We start from the raw sequence: 24,120 nt of genomic DNA, 5'->3' as shown, positions 1-24,120 counted from the left end.
CGCTGGGTCGAGTCCGGCCCGTTCCGGGGTGTCCGTGCGCAGTCTCGGCGCGCTCAGCTCTCCGCTCCCTCCACCGTCGAACCCGTCGTTCCCTTCGAGCCCGTCGTTCCCTTCGAGTCCTTCGAGTCCTTCAAGTCCTTCGAAGTAGCCACCGTCGTACGCCTGTTCCAGGGACGGCACAGTGCCACGAAGCAGACCGCGGCCACCAGTGTCGCGGTCACCTGGACGACGGCCATGGGAACGGCCGTGTCCTCGCCGGCGACGCCGACCAGGGGGGACGCTATCGCGCCGATCAGGAAGGACGAGGTACCCAGCAGCGCCGACGCGGAACCCGCGGCGTGACGTACCCGCATCAGGGCGAGGGCCTGGGTGTTGGGCAGGGTGACGCCCATCGCGGACATCAGCACGAACAGGGCCACCGCCATCGGCGCGAGGCCGACCTCGCCGAAGACGCCCAGGGACATCAGCAGCAGCGCGGTCGCGGAGGCGGCGACGACGCTCAGGCCCACCGCGAACACCTTGTCCAGGCTGACCCGGCCGACCAGGATCTTGCCGTTGATCTGGCCGACGACGACGAGGCCGACGGAGTTGACGCCGAAGAGCAGGCTGAAGGTCTGCGGGGAGGCGCCGTAGATCTCCTGGATCACGAACGGGGAGGCGCTGATGTACGCGAACAGGGCGGCGAAGGCGAAGCCGCCGGCGAGCGTGTAGCCCATGAAGACCCGGTCGGTGAGCAGGCCGCGCATGGCGTGCAGGGTCTCGCCGATGCCGCCGCCGTGGCGTTCGGCGGGGGTGAGCGTCTCGGGAAGCTTCGCCCAGACGATCGCGAGCAGGGCGATGCCGATGGCGGTGAGGACGACGAAGACCCCCCGCCAGTCGGTGACGCGGAGGACCTGACCGCCGATCAGCGGGGCGACGACCGGGGCCACTCCGGAGATGAGCATCAGCGTCGAGAAGAACCGGGCCATCGCGTCGCCGTCGTACAGGTCGCGGACGACCGCCCGCGCGATCACGATCCCGGCGGAGCCGGCGAGGCCCTGCACCAGGCGGAAGGCGATGAGGGTCTCGATGGTGGGGGCGAGGGCGCAGAGCGCGGTGGCGACGATGTAGACGGCGAGGCCGAGCAGGAGGGGGCGTCTGCGGCCCCAGCGGTCGCTCATCGGGCCGATCAGCAGCTGGCCGAGCGCCATGCCGGCGAGGCAGGCGGTGAGGGTGAGCTGGACGGTGGTGGCAGGGGCGTGCAGGGAGGTGGTGACCTCCGGCAGGGCCGGGAGGTACATGTCCATCGCGAGGGGCGGGGTGGCGGTGAGCCCGCCGAGGATGAGGGTGACGAGGAGGCCGGTGCGGCGGAGGGCGATGGAGGCCGGGGCGGTGGGGCTCGGCTTCGGCTGCGACTGGGGCTGGGGCTTCGGCTGGGGCTGGGGCTTCGGGTCCGACTGGGACTTCGGGTGCGACTGGGGCCGCGACTGCGGCTGTTCCGGCGAGCCGGGCCGCTCCGGCGTTCCTGGCCGTCCCGCCGGTCCCGGTCGTCCTGCCGGTCCCGGCCCTCCCGCCCGTTGTTCCGCCGCCGTGCCCGGCCCCGCGTGCTCGGCCGTCGGCGCCGCCGTGTTCGACTCGGCCGGTGCCGAGCCCGGTATGTGCCCCTCGGGCATGTGCCCCTCCCTCTGCGTTCGCTGCGCCACCTATGCTCTCAGCTCGTACGACGTGGGCGGGGTCACATCCCGTCCCGGGGCCGAGGACAGGGGTGGCGATGTCGAACGACGGACGTGTGCGGTGGGGAATCCTGGCGACCGGAGGGATCGCCGCGGCCTTCACGGCCGACCTCGTCGACCTGCCGGACGCCGAGGTCGTGGCAGTGGCCTCCCGCAGCGAGGACTCCGCGAAGGCCTTCGCGGAACGGTTCGGGATACCGAGGGCGTACGGCGACTGGCGCGCGCTCGCCGAGGACACGGACGTGGACGTGGTGTACGTCGCCACACCGCACTCGGCGCACCGCACGGCGGCCGGGATGTGCCTGGAGGCCGGGCGGAACGTGCTGTGCGAGAAGCCGTTCACGCTGAACGTGCGCGAGGCGGAGGAGTTGGTCGCGCTGGCGCGGGAGCGCGGGCGGTTCCTGATGGAGGCCATGTGGACGTACTGCAACCCGGTGGTGCGCCGGCTCGCGGCGATGGTGCGGGACGGCGCGATCGGTGAGGTGCGGACCGTGCACGCCGACTTCGGCATCCTCGGGCCCCTCGCGTCGTCGCACCGGCTGCGGGACCCGGCGCAGGGCGGGGGCGCGCTGCTCGACCTGGGTGTGTACCCGGTGTCCTTCGCGCACCTGCTGCTCGGGGAGCCCTCGGAGGTGACGGCGAAGGCGGTGCTCTCCGAGGACGGCATCGATCTCCAGACGGGCGCCCTGCTCTCCTGGGAGAGCGGCGCCCTGGCGTCGGTGCACTGCTCCATCGTCGGCGGCACCGCCACCACCGCGTCCGTCACGGGCTCCGAGGGCCGGATCGACATCCCGGACGGCTTCTTCTTCGCGGACCGTTTCGTCCTGCACCGCGTCGGCCGCGAACCGGAGACGTTCGCCGCGGACCCGGCCGACGGACCACGCAACAGCTTCCGTCACGAGGCCCGGGAGGTCATGCGGGCCCTGCGGGCCGGCGAGACCGAGTCCCCGCTCGTCCCCCTCGACGGCACCCTCGCCGTGATGCGCACCCTGGACGCGATCCGCGACCGTATCGGGGTGCGCTATCCCGGCGAGGACGACCGTCGGGAGGACGCGCTGGTCACTACACCGGCGTGAGCCCCGGCCGGCCCGCCTCCACCGCGAACGACGCCACCGTGGAGATCCCGGCCCCCGGCGTCGTCACGTAGGGCACGGCCTTGAAGTCGGCGCGGGCGGCCTCGCGGTCGAGGGCGACCGTGAGGTAGCCCCGTCGGCCGTGGTAGAAGCGCATGTGGGGGTTGGCGGTCATGTAGGTGTCCCAGTTGGCGGGCTTGTCGGTGCCGTTGCCGCCACTGCTGATCGAGGTGGCGACGAGCTCCGTGCCGACGGTGCGGGACGAGCGGTCGTCGAAGTCGCGCTTGATGTCGAAGGCGTAGCCGACGTGGACGTCGCCGGTGAGGACCATCAGGTTCTCGATGCCGGCGGCCTCCGCGCCGGCGAGGAGGCGTTCGCGGGAGGCCCGGTAGCCGTCCCAGGCGTCCATCGCCACCCGGTAGACGTCGCCCACGGCGTTGCGGCGCTGGGAGAAGGTGACCTGCTGCGGGACGACGTTCCAGACGGCGTCGGACCGGTCCCAGCCGTCCAGGAGCCAGCGCTCCTGGCTGGCGCCGGTCATGGTGCGGGCGGGGTCGGCGGACTCCGGGCCCGGGATCTGCCAGCCGTCGCCCTGCGCCTGGTTGGAGCGGTACTGGCGGGTGTCGAGTATGTCGAACTGGGCGAGGCGGCCCCACCGGAAGCGGCGGTAGAGCCGCATGTCGGGCCCGTCGGGGCGCTGGGGGCGGCGCAGCGGCTGGTTCTCCCAGTACGCGCGGTAGGCGGCGGCGCGGCGCAGCAGGAACTCCTCGGAGGGTTCGCCGCCGTCGGGGTGCTCGCCGGCGTAGTTGTTCTCGGTCTCGTGGTCGTCCCAGGTGACGACGAAGGGGTGGGCGGCGTGGGCGGCCCGCTGGTCGGGGTCGGTCTTGTGGAGGGCGTACCGCAGCCGGTAGTCCTCCAGGGTGACCGTCTCGTGGTTGAAGAGGTCGGGCAGGACGCGGTCGGTGTAGTTGCGGGCGCCGCCGACGGAGTTCACGGCGTACTCGTAGAGGTAGTCGCCGAGGTGGAGGACGACATCGATGTCCTCCTCCGCGAGGTGCCGGTAGGCGGTGTAGTAGCCCTGGTCGTAGCGCTGGCAGGAGACGGCCGCGAAGGTGAGCCCGGTGGCGCCGGTCAGGTGGCCGCGGCCGGGGGCCGTGCGGGTACGGCCGGTCTCGCTGATCCATGTGCCGACGCGGAAGCGGTAGTGGTAGACGCGCCCGGGGGCGAGGTGGCCGACCTCCACGTGGACGGTGTGGTGGAACTCGGGGTGGGCGGTGACGCTGCCGCGTCTGACGACGCGTCGGAATCTCTCGTCGAGGGCCAACTCCCATTGCACGGGGATGCGTTGGGCGGGCAGACCGCCGTCCGGCTGGTACGGGGCCGGAGCGAGCCGGGTCCACAGGAGCACGGAGTCGGTCAGCGGGTCGCCGGAGGCCACGCCGAGGGTGAAGGGGTCCTCGGTGATCTGCGCGGGGTCCAGCGTGGCGGCGGCCGCGGCACCGGCCGCGGGCAGGTTGGTGGCGAACGCGAGCGCGGCGGCGGCACCCGTGAGGGTGAGAAAGCGGCGGCGGTCGAAGTGGCGTACGGCGGCGCGGAGTTCGGCCGCGTGCGACGAACGGGGCCGGGTCGGCCCCTGCGGGTACTGGGCGCTCTGAGGGGACTGGGTGCTCTGGGTGTTCCGGCTGTTCTGGGCTGTGGGTGTCATCTGGCCCTCGTCTGACGGTAGTTGTCCTTCGGCATTGGAGTGGCCAGGTTCGACGATCTTCTGTCACGTACACAACACCCAGATGGCGGACGGATGAGTTCCGGATGGCGGACCCCGCCTGCGCGGTCCGGCACGCCCCCCTCCTTTACGCTCCGAGGCCATGAACGCTATGCGAACCAAGATCGCGATCGTGACGGGCGCGGGCTCCGGCATCGGCCGCGCCGTGGCCGTGGAGCTGCTGCGCACCGGCTGGTCGGTGGCGCTCGCGGGCCGCCGCGAGGACAAGCTCGCCGAGACCGCGGCCGAGGCGGAGGCGGAGGCGGACGCCACGACGGACACCGGCGCCCGGAGCGGGTCCCCGGAGGCGCTGTGCGTCCGTACGGACGTCTCGCGCCCCGGTGACGTGGACGCGCTCCTCGCGGCCGTGCGCGACCGGTTCGGACGGCTGGACCTGCTGTTCAACAACGCGGGCACGTTCGGGCCGGGCGGGGTGCCGGTGGAGGAGCTGGACTACGCGGCCTGGCGGCACGTCGTGGACACCAACCTCAACGGGGCGTTCCTGTGCGCGCAGGCGGCGTACCGGCAGATGAAGGAGCAGGACCCGCAGGGCGGGCGGATCATCAACAACGGCTCCATCTCCGCGCACACCCCCCGCCCGCACTCCGTCGCCTACACGGCCACCAAGCACGCCCTGACCGGCCTCACCAAGTCGCTCTCGCTGGACGGGCGGCCGTACGGCATCGCGGTCGGCCAGATCGACATCGGCAACGCGGCGACGGACATGACCGAGCGCATGCCGGCCGGCGTCCTCCAGGCGAACGGGCAGCTCGCCCCGGAGCCGGTGATGGACGTGGCCGACGTGGCCCGGACCGTGCGGCACATGGCGGAGCTGCCGCTGGAGGCGAATGTGCAGTTCGCGACGGTGATGGCGACGGCGATGCCGTACGTGGGGCGGGGCTGAGAGAGGCGACGCGGGGCCCGCGGCACTCGTCCACGGCTCAACTTACACAAACGGAAGCTGATGCTCCGGTCCATAAGAGCACGTGACAGTCATATGCTCAGGACGCGTCTCCACGAGAGCTTCACACTTGGAGGCGGCGGCTTCCGTGGCCAACCCGAGGGGGAGGCGGCAGCCGTTCCGCGCTCCGGAAGGGGGCGGACCTCGCATGGGACCGCGAGGTAAGCACCGGAGCACGGAGCGGCTGCCCACACTTGTCCGGGCCGAGTCGTGGCGCCCTCACCTCCCCAGGAGCCGGTCGATCTCCGTCAGCTGGGCCGCGGTGAGCGGGCCCTTCGCGAGGGCGCCCGCGTTCTCCTCGGCCTGGGCGACCGAGCGGAAGCCGGGGATGGGCACGGTCCGGGGGCTGCGGGCCCAGATCCAGGCGAGGGCACCCTGCGCGAGCGTGCGCCCCTCGCTCGTGAGGACCTCGCGCAGCGCCTCGACCCGGCCGAGCCACTCCGGGTCGGCGCCGCCGTCCGCGCTGAAGCCGGGCAGCCAGGCCGGCGGCGTACTGCGGATGTCACCGGCCTCCAGGGCGCGCCCGCCGGTGTGCTTGCCGGTGAGCAGACCCATGGCCAGGGGGCTGCGGTTGATGCTCGCGAGGTTCGACTCCTCGCACAGGGCCAGGAGTTCGGGCGCGTCCTGGAGGATGTTCAGGCGGTGCTGCACGGCCGCGCAGTGCGGTCCCTGCGCGAACACGGCCGCGCGGTCCGGGTCGTCGGTGCTCCACGCGTACGCCCGGATCAGGCCCTCCCGTACGAACTCCTCGCAGGTGTCGCGGAGTTCGGCGGCGCGCTCGGGGTCGGCGTCGGAGAGGTGCAGCTGGTACAGGTCGACGTGGTCGGTGCCGAGGCGGTCGAGGGACGCCGTGAGGGCGCGGCGGGCGTGGGCGGGGGTGTCGTCCTGGCCGGTGTGGGTGCGGGTGGTCTCGTCGAAGAGGTTGCCCCACTTGGTGGCCACGACGACGTCCGCGCGGTGCCTGCCGAGGGCCCGGCCGAGGACGCGCTCGCTGTGGCCGGCGCCGTAGGTGTCGGCCGTGTCGAAGAAGGTGACACCGAGGTCGAGGGCGCGGCGGACCGCCCGTACGGACTCCTCGTCGTCGACCTTGCCCCAGCCCAGCGGCTGCCCGTCGGTGTCCGCCCACTCACCGCCGATGGCCCAGCAGCCGAAGCCGAGGGCGCTGACCTGGATACCGCTGCGGCCGAGGGTGCGGGTGCGGGGAAGCGCGTTCGTGGCGGTGTCCGTGGCTGTGTTCGTGTGCGAGGTCGTCTCCATGCCCACGGACGTTAGGAGTTGGAGTGCACACGAACGCAAGCCCCCGACCTTACGGCCCGCTCGGGACGCTACGCCTGGCCCGTCTCGAACCGGCTGATCTTCCCGTCCGCCGACACCGTGAACCGCCACGCGGTGCGCATCTCGCCCCAGGTGTCGTTGCGGTAGTTGGCGACCAGCGCCCGGCCGCCCGCGGATTCGCGCTGGACCTCGATGTGGCCGTGGGAGGAGAAGATCTCCCGGTCGGTCCAGTCCGCGAGGTCGCGGTCGGAGCCGTCGTCCGACATCGTCGCGTCCTCCGTGAGGAGCGCGAAGAAGGCGTCCTCGTCATGGGCGTTCACCGCGGCGACGAAGGCCCGGACGGCCGGGTCGCTGAGTTTGGCGGGTGCGATCGTCATGGCGGCCAGCTTCACACCGTTCCCGGGGGCGCGCCACCGGAGGCGCACGGCGGATCCGGGGCCACCCGAACGGCGGCCCCCACGGGTCGGGCGGGTGTGATCGGTGCCACGGTGGATACGCGGGAGGGGACCTACGCACCGGCTGCCCGGGAGTGTTCATGACCTCATTCGACCGACGTGATCTGGGACTGCTGCTCCTGCGGCTGGGCACAGGCGGTGTGCTCGCCGCGCACGGGACGCAGAAACTGTTCGGCTGGTTCGGCGGACACGGCATCGAGGGCACCGGCGCCTTCATGGAGTCCGTCGGGTACGCGCCCGGCAAGGCGAGCGCCACCGCCGCCGGCCTCGCCGAGACGGGCGGCGGCGTGCTGCTCGCGCTGGGGCTCGCGACGCCCGCGGCCGGTGCGGCCGCGGCGGGCGCGATGGGCGGCGCGGCCGCCATCCACACGCCCAACGGGTTCTTCAACACCGAGGGCGGTTACGAGTACGCCGCGACCCTGGGCCTGGCCGCCGCGGGCCTCGCCGTCGCCGGGCCCGGCCGGCTCTCCCTGGACCACGCGCTCCACCATGTCGTCGACCGGGGCTGGATGGTCCCGGTGGCGCTCGCCGGCACGGCCGCGGCCACCGCGGTGGTCGTGGGACTGCGCAGCCGGCGGGTGCGCAAGGAGAAGGAGGGCGAGCAGGAGGCGCTGTTCGAGGAGTGAGCGCCGCGCATACGGCGAATCCGCCGTCGCGGTGAGCGCCGCGCATACGGCGGACCCGCCGTCGCGGTGAGCGCCGCGGCTCCGCTGTCCCCGTGCGCCTCTCGTTCCCTCGGATCGGCCGTCGTTGTCACAGGGGCGTGGCAAGCTGCGCCCATGAGCGAGCCGACCCAAGCCCCCGACGACCTCTGGCGGTCCGTCACACGCCTGCACGCCTGGCTGGAGACGGACCAGCCGTACGGCGGCCAAGAGGGCCTGCTGCTGCGGATGTTGAAGCTCCAGGAGGAGGTCGGCGAGGTCGCGCAGGCGGTGATCGGCGCGACCGGGCAGAACCCGCGCAAGGGCATCACCCACACCTGGGACGACGTCCAGTCGGAGCTGTGCGACGTCGTGATCACGGCTCTGGTGGCACTGCGCACCCTGACCCCGGACGCCCGCGCGGTCTTCGACGCCCATCTGGCCGGGGTCACCGCACGCTCGCTGGGCCCCCGCCATGGCTGACAACGCGTTCTGGATCGCCGCGCTCACCGCCGGCACGGCCGTGCTGGCGAGCTGGGTGACGAGCCGGGGGACCGCGCGGGCGGCGCGCATCCAGGCGCACACGACGGCGGGCGCGCAGCGGGTGGAGCGGCTGCGGGAGGCGCGGCGGACGGCGTACGCCGGGTTCATCGAGCAGGCGCAGCGGCTGAACGACGTGCACTGGAAGGTGTCCGACGTGGTCCGGGGCGCCGAGGGCGGGCTCGGCCCGGAGCAGGTGGAGGAGCTGCGGCGGCTGCGTGAGCGGCAGCGGGACGAGTACGCCACGCTGCGCAATCTCACCTGGATCGTCTCGCTGGAGGGGCCCGAGGAGGTCGCCGACCTCGCCAACACCGTCCGGCGGACGACGAACCCCTTCCACAAGGCGATCGAGGGGATGATCGAGGGCGACACCGGTGCCGTGGCGCGCTTCGACGCCTGCTACACGCCGTTCTGGGACGCGCTGAAGGTCTTCATCAGGGCTTCCCGGGACACGCTGCACACCATGTAGGCGCACCAAGCGGGACGACGGTACGTCCTACCCCTGCCGTCCCCGGTCATACCCCGGGGTGACCCGGCGACGGTGTCGTACTGCGTTCTGAGTACCCGCGATTGTCGGCAGCCGCACGACGACGGGACCGGGGCCGCGACGGGAGTCTTGGCTGACATCCGAGACCTCTGACGTGGAGACCTGCGACCCATGGCAACCTTCCTTCATCGGCTGGGCCGGCTGGCCTTCCGCAAACGCTGGTACGTCATAGTGATGTGGCTGGCGGTACTGGGCGCCGTCGGTGTCGGCGCCCTCAAGGCCCCGGGAGCCTCCGACGAGGAGTTCTCCATGCCGGGCATCGAGTCCCAGAAGGCGTTCGACCTGATGGAACAGCGCTTCCCCGGGGTCACCGCGGACGGCGCCACCGCCCGGGTCGTGTTCGTCGCCCCGAGCGGCGAGAAGGTCACCGCCGCCGAGAACAAGAAGGCCGTCGAGGAGACGGTGGCGGATCTGGCCGACGGTTCCCAGGTCGCGAGCGCCGTCGACCCCTTCCAGGCGGGGGCGGTCAGCAAGGACGGCACCACGGCGTACGCGACGGTCACCTACAAGGTCACCGCGAACGACCTCACGGACGCCGGCAGGACCCACCTGGAGGACGCGCTGCACACGGCGCAGGACTCGGGGCTGACCGTCGAGGCCGGCGGGACCGCCATGGCCGAGCAGGGCGGCGCGGGCGGCACGGCCGAGGTGATCGGTGTCGCCATCGCCTCCGTCGTGCTGCTGGTCACCTTCGGGTCGCTGGCCGCCGCCGGACTGCCGCTGCTGACCGCGCTGGTGGGCGTCGGCCTCAGCATGGCCTCGATCCTCGCCCTGTCCGACGCGTTCGGGCTGTCCACCACGACGGGCACCCTCGCGATGATGCTGGGCCTCGCGGTGGGCATCGACTACGCCCTGTTCGTCGTCTCCCGCTACCGCGAGGAGCGCGCCAACGGCCGTTCGCCCGAGGAGGCGACCGCCCTCGCCACCGGCACGGCCGGGTCGGCGGTCGTGTTCGCCGGCCTCACCGTCGTCATCGCGCTGGCCGGACTGTCCGTGGTCGGCATCCCGATGCTGACCAAGATGGGGCTGGCGGCGGCGGGCGCGGTCGTCGTGGCCGTGCTGATCGCGCTGACCCTGGTGCCGGCCGTCCTCGGCTGCTGGCCGAACGCGGTACTGGCCCGCAAGGCGCGCAGGAGCGGCCGGATCGAGGAGAGCCCCGCGGACAACGGCGGCACCCGCTGGTCGCGGTTCGTGCTGCGCCGTCCGCTCCCGGTGCTGATCCTCGGCGTCGTCGGCCTCGGCGCGCTCGCCGTGCCGATGACCGACCTCCAGCTGGGCATGCCCGGCGACGAGGCCAAGTCGACCTCGAGCACCGAGCGCCGGGCCTACGACGCGCTCGCCGAGGGCTTCGGGCCCGGCTTCAACGGGCCGCTGACGATCGTCGTGGACGCCAAGGGGACCGACGACGCCAAGGGTGCCGCCGACACGATCGCGAAGGAGATCGGCGCCACCGAGGGGGTCGTGTCCGTCTCCCCCGCGCGGTTCAACGAGGCCGGTGACACGGCCGTCTTCTCGGCGGTGCCCACCACCGCGCCGACCGACGAGAAGACCAAGGACCTGGTGACCACCATCCGCGACGAGCGGCCAGGCCTGGAGTCCGAGACGGGCGCCACGTTCGAGGTCACCGGCACCACCGCGCTGAACATCGACATCTCCGACAAGGTGCAGTCCGCGCTGGTCCCGTATCTGCTGGTCGTGGTCGGCCTGGCCGTCATCCTGCTGCTGGTCGTCTTCCGCTCCCTGCTGGTCCCGCTCAAGGCCGCCGCCGGCTTCCTGCTGTCGGTGCTCGCCTCGCTCGGTGTGGTCGTCCTGGTCTTCCAGCAGGGCCACGGCGCGGAGCTCCTGGGCGTGGAGCAGACCGGCCCGATCATGAGCCTGATGCCGATCTTCCTGGTGGGCATCGTGTTCGGCCTGGCCATGGACTACGAGGTGTTCCTGGTCTCACGGATGCGCGAGGCGTACGTCCACGGCGACCGGGCCGACGAAGCGATCACCAGTGGCTTCCGGCACAGCGCCCGGGTGGTCGCGGCCGCCGCCCTGATCATGATCGCGGTGTTCGCCGGGTTCATCGGCGAGAGCGACTCCATGATCAAGATGATCGGGTTCGGGCTGGCCTCCGCGGTCCTGTTCGACGCGTTCGTCGTACGGATGGCGATCGTGCCGGCCGTGCTGGCGCTGCTCGGCGACAAGGCGTGGTGGCTGCCGAAGTGGCTGGACCGGATGCTGCCCCACGTCGACGTGGAGGGTGAGGCGCTGACCCGCCGCGCCGACCCGGATCCGGCACCGGCCGAGACGGCCGAGACGGCCGAGCTGGAAGTGACCCGCACCTGATCCGACCGCCCCACCCCCACCGGGGGCCGTCCGTGGCGAAGGACACGGACGGCCCCTCGGGGGCGTTCCCGCCGAAGTCGACGACGATCGAAGTCGTTGACGACCATCGAAGTCGACGACGACCATCGGAGTCGAGACCACCGAGGTGGACCCCGCCATGGTCCCCGCCCATCTACCGGAGCCCCGATGACCACCCTACGGAGTCCCGACGCGTACCACCCGGCGGAGCCCTCGACGGGCGCCGTCCCGCGGAGTCCCCGATGACCACCGCCCTGGAACGGCACGCCGCGGACCGTCTGGGGGACCTGTACGGCCGTCACCCCTATCTCGTCGACCTGGCGCTGGCCCTGGCGCTGATGGGCTGCGCCACCCTCGGCAGCGCGCTCACCCTGCCCGGCGCCCAGCCGCCGGACCGGGACAGGGTCGGAGTGGCCCTCATGGGCGTGTCCTGCCTCGCACTGCTCAAGCACCGCACCCACCCGCGCGCCGCCCTCGTCGTGACCGCGATCTGTACGACGGTCGCCGTCGCCCTCGGCTATCTGCTCACGCCGCTGCTGCTCGCCCCGATCATGGCGGCGCTCTACTGGCTGGCCACGCTCACCGACCGGAGGACCACACGCGTCTACGGCTGCACGACCATCGTGGTGATGACCCTCGCGGCGGTGTTCGCCGACTCCATGGACCACCTCTCGCTGTTGCTCAGGACGATCGGCCCCGTCTTCTGGCTGCTGCTGCCGCTCGCCGCCGGCCGGGGGACGCTGGCGCGGCGGGCGTATCTGAACTCGATGCAGGCCCGCGCGGAGCACGCCGAGCGCACCCGGGAGGAGGAGGCCCGGCTCAGGGTCGCCGAGGAGAGGATGCGCATCGCCCGCGATCTGCACGACGTGGTCGCCCACCACCTGGCCCTCGCCAACGCCCAGGCGGGCACCGCCGCGCATCTCACCCGTACCGACCCCGAGCAGGCCCACCGCATCCTCACCGACCTGGCGGCCACCACGTCGGCGGCGCTGCGCGAGCTGAAGGGCACGGTCGGGGTGCTGCGCCGGCCCGACGACCCCGAGGCGCCGCTGGCGCCCACCCCCGGGCTCCACCAGCTTCCGGAGCTGACGGCGGCCTGCGAGTCCGCCGGTCTCGCGGTCACCGTGACCACGGACGGCGAGCCGGGACCGCTGGACCCCGGTGTGGACCTGACGGCGTACCGGATCGTGCAGGAGGCCCTCACCAACGTCAGCAAGCACGCCGCCGTGGACGCGGCGCGGGTCCGCCTCGTGTACCAGGAGACGCATCTGACGATCACGGTCTCCGACGACGGGACGCCCCGCCCGCGGGGCACGTCACCGCGGGGCACGTCCGAGCCCGGCCGTGGTTTCGGCCTCATCGGCATGCGGGAGCGGGCCCAGTCCGTCGGGGGCTGTCTGAGCGCCGGCCATCGGCCCGAGGGCGGCTTCGAGGTCACCACCGACCTGCCGCTACGACCGCACCCCTCCCGCGCCACCGCCCCGGTGCCGGACCTGGAACCGACCCCCGACCCCCGACCAGCGGATCCAGCCGCCGTCCACGACCAGTGGAAGTAGCACAGCGCCCATGACCATTCGTGTCCTGCTCGCCGACGACCAGGCCCTGCTGCGGGCCACCTTCCGGATCCTGATCGACTCCTGCCCGGACCTGGAGGTGGTCGCCGAGGCCGCCGACGGCCGGGAGGCGGTCGACCTCGTCCGGGTGCACCGCCCCGACGTGGTCCTCATGGACATCCGGATGCCCGGCACGGACGGGCTCACCGCGACCGCCGTGATCTGCGCCGACGAGGAGCTGGCCGACACCCGTGTCCTCATCCTCACGACGTTCGAGATCGACGACTACGTGGCCCAGGCGCTGCGCTCCGGCGCCAGCGGCTTCCTCGGCAAGGACGTCACCGCCGACGTGCTGCTCGACGGCATCCGCACGGTGGCCGCCGGCGACACGCTGCTCTCCCCCGCCGCCACCCGGACCCTCATCACGCGTTTCCTCGCCACCCCCACCCCCGGCAGCCGCCTCGCAGCCCCCGACCAGCTGACCATCCTCACCACACGCGAGCGGGAGGTCATGTCCCTGGCGGCCGAGGGCCACTCCAACGACGAGATCGCCGAGAAGCTGTACGTGAGCCCGCTGACGGTACGGACCCATGTCCACCGGGCGATGACGAAACTGGGCGCCCGCGACCGGGCCCAACTGGTCGTCATGGCGTACCAGTCGGGCCTGGTGCGGGTCACCCCGCCGGAGTGATCGTCGTTCTGCCCTCGGCGTTCTCTCCTCGGCTAGCGCATCTCTACTCCCTGCTCCCTACTCCTTGTAGAACGTGGCGTCCTGACGGTCGAGGGTCGTGCTGACCGGCTGGGTGTGGAGCAGGTTGTTGTAGTGGCGTATGTACCGGCCGGGGAAGTTGAACGACTCGTAGGAGACCCCGGCCGCGGTGTCGGCGAGGCCGGCCCGCTGGAAGAAGGAGGCGTCCGCGTCGAACAGGGCCGTGCCGTCGTCCTTCTCCACCCAGAGCTCGTTGTTCTTGTGGCGGAGGTAGTAGCCGGGGAAGTTCGCCGACTCCAGCGAGACCGTGCCGCTGCCCGTCAGCCCGGTGACGATCCGGAACTGCGAGTCGGCGAGGTTGGTGACGTCGCTCTCCAGCTTGGCGCGGTACTCCCAGTGCCGGATGAACTTGTCCGGGTAGTTGAACGAGGAGAGCCGGACCGGGGTCGCGCCGTCGGCGACGGGGATGCCGAAGTTGGGCGTGCCGTCGGCGTTCCAGTACAGCTTCTGGTAGCGGGTACGGCGGTTGGGGTCGTTGAGCGGGTCGCCGCTGATGTCCTTGTAGTTGCGGTCGTGGTAGACGAGGATGTCGGACTTTCCGTCCTCGGACGTGGTGAAGGTGTTGTGGCCGGGGCCGTACTGGCCGGTCCGGTCGTTGCTCGTGAAGACCGGCGCCGAACTCTTCGCCCAGGAGGCGGGGTTCATCAGATCCGCGGACTCGGAGGCGGTCAGCAGGCCGAGGCAGTAGTTGGCGTCGGTGGCGCTGGCCGAGTAGGCCATGAAGACCTTGCCGTTCCGCTGGATGACGGCCGGGCCCTCGTTCACCCGGTGGCCGACGGTCTCCCACGAGTACTCCGGCTTGGAGATCATCACCGGACTGCCGCTGATGGTCCAGGGGTTGGACATCCTCGCCAGGTACAGGTTGGTGCCGGAGCCCACCGCCGGGTCGTTCTGCGCCCAGCTGAGGTAGCGGGTGCCGCCCACCGTGAAGGTGGTGGCGTCCAGCGAGAAGGTGTCCAGCGGCAGCGCGATCCGGCCCTTCTCGGTCCAGGTGCCGGTGATCGGGTTGGCCGCGCTGGTCTCCAGGACGTACGGCCGGATCTTCCAGATGTCGTTGGAGGCACCGGCGGCGAAGTACACGTACCACTTGCCGTCGATGTGGTGAATCTCCGGCGCCCAGATGTGGGCGCCCATCTCACCGCTGGCGTGCTTGGTCCAGATCGTGGTCTCCGCGGCCGTGGCGAGGCCCTGGAGGGTGGTGGACCGGCGCATCACGATCTTGTCGTACGCGGGGACGGTGGCCGTGAAGTAGTAGTAGCCGTCGGTGTGCTTGTAGATGTGCGGGTCGGCCCGCTGCTCGGCTATCGGGTTGGTGAAGGTGACGGCCGGGGACGCCGGGGCGGCGGCCTGGGCGGGGGTGGTCACGGTGGTGAGCACGGCGAGCGCGGCTGCGGCGGCCACCAGTACCCGTCTGACGAGTCGGCTCATGTCTTGTCGCGGCCCTTCGAGGTCAAGGAGGTGGGAATCAGGCGGTCGATGGGGGAATCAGGCGGTCGTGGGGACGAGCCGCCACTGCTGGCAGTTGTTGTTGAGCCAGGACCACTGGCGTACGTCGGTGCCGTTGGCGGTGCCGCAGTCGGCGACGTCCATGACCTTGCCGGTGGCGGCGTTGACGATCCGGACGTGGTCGCCGCCGAGGTGGACCAGGCGGAACTTCTGGCAGTTGTTGTTCAGCCAGGACCACTGCCGGATGTCGGTGCCGTCGGCGCTCGCGCAGTCGGCGACGTCGGCGACCTTGCCGGTGGCGACGTTCACCAGCCGGCTGGTGTCGTCGGCGCGGTCCTCGATCCGCCACTTCTGGTTGGCCCCGCCGTTGCAGGTCCACTGGAGGATGTTGGTCCCGTCGGCCGTGTTGCCGCCGCTGACGTCCAGGCACTTGCCGCTGTTGCGGTTGACGATGGTGTACGCGGTCGGGGTCGTCGCCGTCTCTCCGGAAGGGCCGGCGAGGGTGGTGCCGAGGGCGACCGGGGTGCCGAAGTTCGGGGTGCCGTCGGCGTTCCAGGTGAACTTCTGGGCGCGGGTCGTACGGCCGTTGTCGCAGCCGTCGCTCGCGGCGTCGTTGGCGTGGTAGACGATCCAGTTCTCGGTGCCGTCGGGCGAGGTGAAGAACCCGTTGTGGCCCGGCGCGTAGACCCCGTTCGCGTCGCTCCGCTGGAACACCGGGGTCTGCTTCTTGGTCCAGGAGGAGGCGAGCAGCGGGTCGGCCCCGGTCAGCTCCAGCTGCCCGAGCTTGTAGTCGGGGCCCCAGCAGGCGCTGGCGGAGTAGACGAGGAACGTACGCCCGTTCCGGTAGAGCGGCTCCGGTCCCTCGTTCACCTCACCGCTCTGCGTCTCCCAGCTCAGGGTCGGGCTGGAGATGACGGTGAAGGTGGAGCTCGCGAGGGTGTACGGGTTGCTGAGCGGCGCGATGACGAGGCTCTGCTTGCTGCCGCCCACCGAGCCGCTGCCGACCAGGTACAGCTTGTTGTCGTGCTTGAGCACGCTGACGTCGATCAGCCAGCCGTTCGGGTTGAGGTTGGAGCCGGTGAGGGTGTTCTTGAAGGTGTACGGCCCCATCGGGTCGGACCCGGCGCTCTCCAGGACGTGGGTGCGCTGGTCGTCGCAGCAGGCGGAGGCGCGCGGCCCGGCGGAGTAGTAGAGGTACCACTTGCCGTCGAAGAAGTGGATCTCCGGGGCCCACATGTTCCAGTTGCGGGTGGAGGTGCTGTCCGACCACACCTGCACGCTGGGCGCGGTGCTCAGCCCGGCCAGCGTGGGTGACTTGCGCATGGTCAGCTCACCGGTGAACGAGGTAGTCACCAGGTAGTAGTTGCCGTTGTAGTACTCCAGCCACGGGTCGGCGCCCTTCTGCGACTTGACCGGGTTGGTGTAGGGCTTGCCGTCGGCCGCGGCGGCGGACTGCGCGGTGTGGACGGTCTGGACGGACAGGAGTGAGGTGAAGAGGGCCAGCAGCACCGCCGGTATCAGGCTGCGGCGGAGCGTCGACCAGCGACGGGCGGGGGTGGGGAACACAAAAGGTCCCTTCCGGGAGGCGGCTCGTTGCCGGGCTTCCTGACTCGCCCGGTTTGTTCGATATCACGAACACTGTGCGTAACTTCGGCCAGAAGGTAAAGCTGGGGCCTGTGGGGCGTCAATGGATGCGACAGAGTTTCGTGGTCGCGAGGTCCACGACCGTTGCCGCGGCTGCGACCGCCGGGGCGCGGGCGTTGCCGCCGCCACGGGCGAACGGGGCGACTCTGCGATGTGCACGGGCGACTGTGCGATGTGCACGGATCCACCCATGCGTTTCTCACGGTGGACGGGTGACAGTCGGCCGATGTCCGTGCCCCCGTGCTCTGCCATCGTGGGAAAGGAAAGCCAGGACAGCCGTGATGGGCAGGCACCCGTCTGGAGGTCCCCGTGGACAAGCGCTACGAGGTCTACTGCCTCACCCACCCGCACTTCTACGACACTCCCTCGTCGCACGGTGGGAAACGCAGCCGGTTCCGGCAGACACGGGCCCCGCTCCCCGCGTCGTGGACGCGCGAGAGGGTCGGCGACTGGCTGGCCTACCGCCCGCCCGGCGTACGGCTTCCCGCGCAGGGCTGGAAGATCCATGTCTCCGCCTGCCTGGACAACGCCCAGTCGATCCTGGACGAGGTCTGGGACCACTGTGTGCCGCGCGGTATCGCCTTCAAGTTCCTCCCCGACCTGGAGACCCTGTTCCTCGCCAACGCCAAGTACGCGCACCGGGGATCGAGCGGGAAGTTCGTGACCGTCTACCCGAGCGACGAGGCCGCGTGCGAGCGCGTCCTCACCGAGCTGGGCGGCGTCCTCGACGGCCGGCCCGGACCGTACATCCTCAGCGATCTACGCTGGGGCGACGGCCCTCTCCACGTCAGGTACGGCGCCTTCGCCGACCGATACTGCGTATCGGCCGACGGGGTGGTGCAGCAGGCGGTCGCGGATCCGTCGGGGCGGCTGGTGCCCGATGTACGCGGCCCCACCTTCCAGGTGCCCGAATGGGTGGAACTGCCCGGCTTCCTCGAACCCCATCTGGCCGCGAGCCGCCGGACCACCGTGGCCGACCTGCCCTACCGGATCGACCGGGCACTGCACTTCTCCAACGGGGGCGGCCTGTACGCCGGGGTGGACAGGCGCACCGAGGACCGGGTCGTGCTCAAGGAGGCCCGGCCGTACGCCGGGCTCACCCCGGACGGCGCGGACGCCGTCACCAGGCTGAAGCGCGAGCGGGAGGCCCTGGAACGGCTGCGCGGACTGCCGTGCGTCCCCGCACTGCACGACCACTTCGAACTCGGCGGTCACCACTTCCTCGTCGAGGACTTCATCGAGGGCAAGCCCCTGCATCAACTGATCGTCGAGCGCAGTCCCCTCGCCGCCCTGGACCCTGCCCCGGCCGCCTTCCCCGAGTACACCGTCTGGGCGCTGGACGTGCTCCGGCGGGTGCGGGAGGCCGTCGCGGCGGTCCATGAGCGGAACATCGTCATCGGCGACGTCCACACCTTCAATGTCATGGTCCGTCCGGACGACACGGTGGTCCTGATCGACTTCGAGGGCGCGTCGGACGTGGCGCACGCCCGCCACCAGGTCCTCGCCGCGCCGGGCTTCCACGCGCCGAGCACCGCCACCGGTTTCGACATCGACCGGTACACGCGCTGGCCTGCCTGGAACTCTGTCTCTTCGTGCCGCTGACGGGCCTGATCGAACTGGACCGCGGCAAGGCGGGCCAGCTGGCCAGGGAGGCCGCCCGGCTGTTCCCGGTCCCCGACGGCCTCCTCGACGAGGCCGTGCGCACGATCACCGGCGACGCCGGGAGCACCGCCGGGACGACCGCCGGGAGGGCTGCCGGAACGGGCGCCGGGAGGAACGTCGGAAGGGCCACCGCGAGGGGCAGCGGCACTACCGCTGGGAGGGCCGCCGCGAGGCCCAGCGGCACGCCAACCGCGAGGACCCTCGCGGCGGGCGCCGGGGCCGCCGACGACGAACCCCGGCTCGAACCCGACCACGCCGGCTGGCTGCGTGCCCGCGAGTCGATCACGGCCGCGATCCTCGCCTCCGCCACACCCGAGCGCGACGACCGGCTCTTCCCCGGCGACATCGAGCAGTTCGCGGCGCCCGGCGGTGGTCTCGGCCTCGCCCACGGCGCCGCCGGAGTGCTGTACGCGCTGGACGTCACCGGCGCCGGACGCCACCCCGACCACGAGGACTGGCTGACGCGGCACGCGCTGCACCCGCCGCCCGGCACCCGCCTCGGCCTCTACGACGGACTGCACGGCGTCGCCTTCGCCCTCGACCACCTGGGGCACCGCGAGGAGGCCGTCAAGATCCTCGACATGTGCCTCGCCGAACGCCGGCAGAACCTGGCCTCCGACCTAAGTGGCGGGCTGTCCGGCATCGGGCTCGCCCTGCTGCACTTCGCGGACACCACCGGTGACGTCGCCTGCCGCGACGCCGCCCACCAGGTCGCGGCGACCGTCGCCGACCGGCTGGGCCCCGCCGACGGAGTACCGGAGACCAGCGGTGGCGTCCACCCGAGAGCCGGACTGATCTACGGCTCGTCCGGACCGGCGCTGCTGTTCCTGCGCCTCCACGAGCGCGACGGCGACCCGGCGCATCTCGACCTCGCCGCCACCGCCCTGCGCCAGGACCTGCGGCGCTGCGTGGTGCGCGAGGAGGGCTCGATGGAGGTGAACGAGGGGTACCGCACCATGCCCTACCTCGCCGACGGCAGCGTGGGCATCGGCATGGTCCTCGACGACTACCTGGCGCTCCGCCCGGACGAGGAGTTCGCGACGGCCGCCGCCGCGATCCGCGAGGCCTCCCGGGCATCGTTCTACATCGAACCCGGCCTCTTCGACGGAGTCGCCGGGATGATCCTTTACCGCAGCCGCGCCCACCCGTCCGGCACGGCCGCCGCCCGCGACCCCGTGGTCGCCGCGCACATCCGCCGACTGGGCCGCCACGCCTGTCTCCTCGACGGCCGATTGGCTTTCCCCGGTGAGCAGTTGATGCGGCTGTCCATGGACCTGGCCACCGGCGGCGCGGGCGTCGTTCTCGCCGTGGGCGCCGCCTGCCACGCCACACCCACCGGACTGCCCTTCCTGACCCCGGGCCGGTCCGCACGCGACATTCCCGTCCCCCAGCACGTACGCGAAGGGAGGTGAGCACGCATGTCACTGCTCGAACTGCAGGGCCTGACCATCGAATCGGAGACCGGTCTGAAGCCGCCGCCGGGCAGCCGGGCCAGCAAGGGCTGCATCGTCGGAGGTGGAGGAAGCATCTTCAGCCTCCTCTTCTGCTAGCGGCCGGGAACTCCGACCACGACGGCGGGGGCACCATCGGTGCCCCCGCCCCCTCCGCCGAAACCGATTGCGAGAGGAGTGGCCGTGGACCGAAGGGCCACATCGGAGGGCCGAAGCCACGCCTCGAAGGACCGGCTCACACCTTCGGAGGACCGACTCGCCACTTCGGAGGACCGAGTCGACACCTCGAAGGACGGACTCGACACCTCGAAGGACGGACTCGACACCTCGAAGGACGAACCAGGACCCGCGGAGGACGAACCGGGCACCCCCGGAGACCGGCGCGCGGCGGATCGTCTGCTGCTGGCGGTGGTCCGTCGAGGGGGCGTCTGGGGTGTCCTCCTGGCCGCCACATCCCTGCTGCTCGCCGGGATCTACGTCGTCCTGCCGGCCCTCATGGGCCGCACGGTCGACGCGGTACTGGGCTCCGGTGGCACCGCCCTGTGGCTGACGCTCTCCGTCGTCGCCGTCGTGCTGCTCATCGTGTGCGACGCCCTGGACGACTACGCCGGCGCCGTCGCCAACGCCCGCTCCACCGCCTGGCTGCGGCACACCCTGCTCGGGCACGTCCTCGGCATGGGCCCCCGGGCGACCCGCCGCCACACCCCCGGCGACCTGACCGCGCGTCTGGTGGGCAACACGAGCCGGGCCGGCAGCGCCCCTTCGGGTCTGGTGTGGGCGGTGACCGAACTGATCCCCCCGGTGGGGGCCGTGGTGGCGCTGGCCCTCATCGACCCCTGGCTGTGCCTCACCTTCGTCGCGGGACTCCCGCTGATCGTACTGATGGTGCACGCCTTCGCCCGTGACGTCTCCGAGGTCAACGACCGGTACTTCGCCGCCCAGGGCCGTATCGCCACCCGCCTCGCGGACGCCCTCACCGGCATCCGCACCATCACCGCCGCCGGGACCACCGCCCGCGAGACCGACCGCGTGCTCGCACCGCTCCCCGAACTCCACCGCCATGGCCGGGGGATGTGGCGGGCCCTCTCCCGTGTCTCCACCCGGGACGCCGTGATCGTGCCCCTGCTCGAGATCGCCGTCCTGGCCGTGGCGGGGCTGCTGCTCGCCCGGGACCGCATCAGCCCGGGTCAGCTGCTGGCCGCGACCGAGTACGTCGTCCTGGCCACCGGGGTGAGCTCGCTGGTCGCCTCCGTCAGCAAACTGGCCCTCGCCCGCGCCACCGCCGGGCGGGTCGCCGAGGTGCTGGACTCGTCCCCGATGTCGTACGGCCACACCCCCCTGCCGGCCCCGGGCGGCGGCCGACTGGAGTTTCGCCACGTCACCGTACGCACTCCCGAGGGCGGCACGATCCTGGACGACGTCGACCTGGTGGTCCCGGAGGGCACCCTGACCGCCGTGGTGGGCCGCTCCGGCTCCGGAAAGTCCCTGCTGGCCGCGCTGGCCGGCCGGCTCACCGACCCCGACGACGGCGAGGTACGGCTGGACGGGGTACCGCTGCCCGACCTCGCCCATGCGGATCTGCGGCAGGCCGTCGCCTACGGCTTCGAACGGCCCACCCTGCTCGGCGAGACGTTCGCCGAGGCGATCTCCCTTGGCCGTCCGGCGCGACGCGAGCCGGACGAGGCGGTGCGGGGGGCCGCCGCCGTCGCCCGCGACGAAGCGGTGCGGGAGGCCGCCGCCATCGCCCGTGCGGACACCTTCCTGCGGACCATGCCCGACGGTTACGCCACCGCCGTCGCCGTCGCCCCGCTGTCCGGCGGAGAGACCCAACGGGTGGGTCTGGCCCGCGCGTTCGCCCAGTCCGGCCGGGCGGGCCGGCTCCTCGTCCTCGACGACGTCACCGCCAGCCTCGACACCGTCACCGAGCACGACATCACCCAGGTCCTCACCGGTGCCGGCCCCCTCGCCACCCGCACCCGGCTCATCGTGACCCATCGCGCCTCCACCGCCGCCCGCGCCGACTTCGTCGTCTGGCTCGACGAGGGCCGCGTCCGGCGCCGGGCCACTCACCGGGCGCTGTGGGCCGTTCCCGGATACCGGGCCGTCTTCCGCCCGGACGGCGGGGGGACACCACCAGGCCCGGCGGCGGCACACGGCCGCGGGAATTCGGCGTCACCACGGCGCGGAGGCCCACGGTGAACCCGGAGGCACGTCGGCTGCTCCGCTCCAGCCTGCGCACCCGGCGCCGTCGATTCGTCCAGCTGGCCGGCTGGTCGCTGGTCCAGGCCGTTCCCGCGCTGCTGTCCGGCCTGCTGGTCGCCCGGGCCGTGGACGACGGTTTCCTCTCCGACCGTGTCCCCGAGGGTCTCGGCTGGCTCGGGCTGCTGGCCGTCGCCACCCTGATCGGCGCCTGGGGAACGCGGCAGACCACGCTGCGGCTGGCCGAGGTGGTCGAACCCTTCCGCGACGACCTGGTCGCCCTCGTCACCACCGGAACACTGCTCCGCTCCGCCCGCCTCGGCCGGCCCCCCGACACGGCGGGCGTGGCCCGGCTGACCGAGCAGGTGGAGATCGCCCGCGAGTCGTACGGGGCGGTCGTGATGTTCGTGCAGACCTTCACCGTGACGGCCGTGAGCGTGCTGTTCGGCCTGGCGGCGCTCGATCCCGCGCTCCTCCTGTTCGTCGTACCGCCTCTCGCGGCCGGCCTGGCGCTCTTTCTCCTGGCACTGCGCGCGATGGCGGCCAGGCAGCGCGCTGTCGTGGTGGCCGACGAGGCGATCGCCGAGCAGGCGGGCGCGGTGGCCGAAGGGCTGCGGGACATCACGGCCTGCGGTGCCGAACACGTCGTACGCGACCGGCTCGACGCCCGCATCGACACGGCGGCCGGCGCGGCCCGCGCGCTGGCCCGCCTCACCGCCCTGCGGACCGCCGCCCTTGGCATCGGCGGCTGGCTGCCCTTTGTCCTCATCCTGGCCGGTACCCCCTGGCTGCTCCGCGGCGGAGTGACCACGGGCGCGATCCTGGGCGCTCTCACCTACCTCTCGCAGAGCCTCCAGCCGGCCCTGCAGAACTTCGTCCGGGGCGTCGGCGGCAGCGGGCTGTGGCTGCTGGTCACGACGGCTCGCATCTTGGAGACGACGACGGAGCCGGGGCTGGAGCCGGGGGCGGTGACGGGGGCCTCGCGGGCGCCCTCACCAGGAACCGCCTCCGGTGACGATCCGGTCGGCACACGCGTCACAGGTGGCGAGCCGGACGAGGCGGGCATGCCGCACGGGCAGGTCAGCCGCCCGTCAGCCGCCGGTGCGCCACCCTCGCCCCCACCTTCCGCTGCCGAAAACGGGCGCGTCGCTAAGGGTCGGGGCGAAGACGGGCGCGTCGCGAACGGTGGGGTCGAAGACGGGCGGGTCGAGCTGCGCGGCGTCACCTTCGGTTACGCCCGATCCGCCGAGCCCGTCGTCCGGGATCTCGACCTCACCCTGGCACCCGGCACCCATCTGGCGGTGGTCGGCCCCAGCGGCGCGGGAAAGTCCACTCTGGCCGCGCTCATCGCCGGGGTACTGACACCCCGGACGGGCCTGATCCGCCTGGGCGGGGCACCCGTCCGTCCCCTGGACCCGGGCACCGGCGACACCGATCCGCGCCAGTTGTCACGCTCGCGCGTGCTGATCCCGCAGGAGGCATACGTCTTCACCGGCACACTCCGCGAGAACCTCACCTACCTCCACCCCACGGCAGCACCCGCCGCCCTCGACTCGGCGGTCGACGCGATCGGCGCGGGCCCTCTAGCCGACCGCCTGGGCGGCTACGACGCGACGGTGGACCCGTCCCTGCTCTCCGCCGGGGAGCGCCAGCTGATCGCCCTGGTCCGCGCCGTGCTGCCCCCCGCGGGGCTGGTCCTCCTGGACGAGGCGACCTGCCACCTCGACCCGGCCGCCGAGGCGGTCGCCGAGCGCGCTTTCGCCGCCCGCCCCGCCACCCTGATCGTCTGCGCCCACCGGATCACCTCGGCACTCCGCGCCGACCTGGTCCTCGTCCTGGACGGCCCACGCCACCACCTGGGCACCCACGAGCACCTGCTGTCCGACTGCGCCCTCTACCGCGACCTGATCGGCCACTGGGACCCGATGACGCCCGACATGGCACCCGGCGAGCCCGACGAGCCCGACGCGAACGGTGGAACCGACAGGCCTCACGCTCCCCACGCGTCCCCCGCGAGCCCTTCAACCTCCCCAGCCCCCTCGGCCCCTTCGACCAGTATCCGACCCTGATCTCAGCTCGGC

17 protein-coding genes and 1 pseudogene are annotated in these 24,120 nt (G+C 72.1%); 12 read left to right on the top strand and 6 right to left on the bottom strand.

Annotated features, from left to right (window positions below; all coding sequences use genetic code 11):
- Positions 1 to 53: 53 nt before the first annotated feature.
- Positions 54 to 1,652, bottom strand: coding sequence for a multidrug effflux MFS transporter (locus ACZ9QC_RS30360; RefSeq protein ID WP_472916025.1), 1,599 nt, complete (start codon positions 1,650 to 1,652; stop codon positions 54 to 56).
- A 98-nt stretch (positions 1,653 to 1,750) separates the two neighbouring features.
- Here ACZ9QC_RS30360 and ACZ9QC_RS30355 point away from each other — a divergent pair, with 98 nt between their 5' ends.
- Complete coding sequence (locus ACZ9QC_RS30355) at positions 1,751 to 2,788, top strand: Gfo/Idh/MocA family protein (RefSeq protein WP_472916024.1); 1,038 nt, start codon at positions 1,751 to 1,753, stop codon at positions 2,786 to 2,788.
- Here the strand turns inward: ACZ9QC_RS30355 and ACZ9QC_RS30350 are convergent.
- Positions 2,775 to 4,490, bottom strand: coding sequence for an alkaline phosphatase D family protein (locus ACZ9QC_RS30350; RefSeq protein WP_472916023.1), 1,716 nt, complete (start codon positions 4,488 to 4,490; stop codon positions 2,775 to 2,777). The genes ACZ9QC_RS30355 and ACZ9QC_RS30350 overlap by 14 nt on opposite strands.
- Before the next feature lie 160 nt (positions 4,491 to 4,650).
- On the opposite strand from ACZ9QC_RS30350, the gene ACZ9QC_RS30345 reads away from it, so the two are divergent.
- Complete coding sequence (locus ACZ9QC_RS30345) at positions 4,651 to 5,451, top strand: SDR family oxidoreductase (RefSeq protein ID WP_472916022.1); 801 nt, start codon at positions 4,651 to 4,653, stop codon at positions 5,449 to 5,451.
- A gap of 276 nt (positions 5,452 to 5,727) precedes the next feature.
- Here the strand turns inward: ACZ9QC_RS30345 and ACZ9QC_RS30340 are convergent, their stop codons facing one another.
- Positions 5,728 to 6,765 (bottom strand): aldo/keto reductase, encoded by a 1,038-nt coding sequence (locus tag ACZ9QC_RS30340; protein ID WP_472916021.1) that lies wholly within the window; start codon positions 6,763 to 6,765, stop codon positions 5,728 to 5,730.
- Between the two features lie 68 nt (positions 6,766 to 6,833).
- On the bottom strand, positions 6,834 to 7,160 hold the full coding sequence (locus ACZ9QC_RS30335) for a nuclear transport factor 2-like protein (RefSeq protein WP_472916020.1): 327 nt from the start codon (positions 7,158 to 7,160) through the stop codon (positions 6,834 to 6,836).
- Positions 7,161 to 7,318: 158 nt separating this feature from the next.
- Between ACZ9QC_RS30335 and ACZ9QC_RS30330 the strand changes: the two genes are divergently transcribed.
- The 6 genes from ACZ9QC_RS30330 to ACZ9QC_RS30305 all read left to right on the top strand — a co-directional run bounded on the left by ACZ9QC_RS30330 (position 7,319) and on the right by ACZ9QC_RS30305 (position 13,559).
- Positions 7,319 to 7,864 (top strand): DoxX family membrane protein, encoded by a 546-nt coding sequence (locus ACZ9QC_RS30330; protein ID WP_472916019.1) that lies wholly within the window; start codon positions 7,319 to 7,321, stop codon positions 7,862 to 7,864.
- 153 nt (positions 7,865 to 8,017) lie between these two features.
- The gene (locus tag ACZ9QC_RS30325) at positions 8,018 to 8,362 is read left to right on the top strand and encodes a MazG-like family protein (protein ID WP_472916018.1); all 345 of its coding nucleotides are present in this window, start codon (positions 8,018 to 8,020) and stop codon (positions 8,360 to 8,362) included.
- A complete protein-coding gene (locus tag ACZ9QC_RS30320; protein ID WP_472916017.1) occupies positions 8,355 to 8,888 on the top strand; it encodes a hypothetical protein in 534 nt (177 codons plus the stop codon). The genes ACZ9QC_RS30325 and ACZ9QC_RS30320 overlap by 8 nt, the downstream gene beginning before the upstream one ends.
- Positions 8,889 to 9,077: 189 nt before the next feature.
- Positions 9,078 to 11,297, top strand: a complete 2,220-nt coding sequence (locus ACZ9QC_RS30315) for an MMPL family transporter (protein WP_472916016.1) — start codon at positions 9,078 to 9,080, stop codon at positions 11,295 to 11,297.
- A 260-nt stretch (positions 11,298 to 11,557) separates the two neighbouring features.
- The gene (locus ACZ9QC_RS30310) at positions 11,558 to 12,871 is read left to right on the top strand and encodes a sensor histidine kinase (protein WP_472916015.1); all 1,314 of its coding nucleotides are present in this window, start codon (positions 11,558 to 11,560) and stop codon (positions 12,869 to 12,871) included.
- Positions 12,872 to 12,881: 10 nt separating this feature from the next.
- Positions 12,882 to 13,559, top strand: coding sequence for a response regulator transcription factor (locus ACZ9QC_RS30305; protein ID WP_472916014.1), 678 nt, complete (start codon positions 12,882 to 12,884; stop codon positions 13,557 to 13,559).
- A 57-nt stretch (positions 13,560 to 13,616) separates the two neighbouring features.
- Here ACZ9QC_RS30305 and ACZ9QC_RS30300 read toward each other — a convergent pair whose 3' ends face one another.
- Both ACZ9QC_RS30300 and ACZ9QC_RS30295 read right to left on the bottom strand, forming a co-directional pair.
- Positions 13,617 to 15,065 (bottom strand): family 43 glycosylhydrolase, encoded by a 1,449-nt coding sequence (locus ACZ9QC_RS30300; protein ID WP_472916013.1) that lies wholly within the window; start codon positions 15,063 to 15,065, stop codon positions 13,617 to 13,619.
- 57 nt (positions 15,066 to 15,122) lie between these two features.
- Entirely contained in the window at positions 15,123 to 16,649 is a 1,527-nt protein-coding gene (locus tag ACZ9QC_RS30295; RefSeq protein ID WP_472916012.1) for a family 43 glycosylhydrolase, read from the bottom strand.
- A 387-nt stretch (positions 16,650 to 17,036) separates the two neighbouring features.
- Between ACZ9QC_RS30295 and lanKC the strand changes: the two are divergent.
- From lanKC to ACZ9QC_RS30275, 4 genes and pseudogenes are all read left to right on the top strand, one after another.
- Positions 17,037 to 19,801, top strand: a pseudogene (gene lanKC, locus ACZ9QC_RS30290) (class III lanthionine synthetase LanKC).
- 6 nt (positions 19,802 to 19,807) lie between these two features.
- Positions 19,808 to 19,939 carry a SapB/AmfS family lanthipeptide gene (locus tag ACZ9QC_RS30285; RefSeq protein WP_086799122.1) on the top strand — a complete coding sequence of 44 codons (132 nt, stop codon included), beginning with the start codon at positions 19,808 to 19,810 and terminating at the stop codon, positions 19,937 to 19,939.
- 309 nt (positions 19,940 to 20,248) lie between these two features.
- Positions 20,249 to 22,039, top strand: coding sequence for an ABC transporter ATP-binding protein (locus ACZ9QC_RS30280; protein WP_472921853.1), 1,791 nt, complete (start codon positions 20,249 to 20,251; stop codon positions 22,037 to 22,039).
- Positions 22,036 to 24,108: an ATP-binding cassette domain-containing protein gene (locus ACZ9QC_RS30275; protein ID WP_472916011.1), complete on the top strand. Its 2,073-nt coding sequence runs from the start codon at positions 22,036 to 22,038 to the stop codon at positions 24,106 to 24,108. Before ACZ9QC_RS30280 ends, ACZ9QC_RS30275 begins: the two co-directional genes overlap by 4 nt.
- The last annotated feature ends 12 nt before the right edge of the window (positions 24,109 to 24,120 follow it).

Source organism: Streptomyces sp. HUAS MS02 (assembly GCF_055702265.1).
Note: the sequence above shows the minus strand (reverse complement) of the source record. Positions and strands in the feature narration are given on the sequence as shown.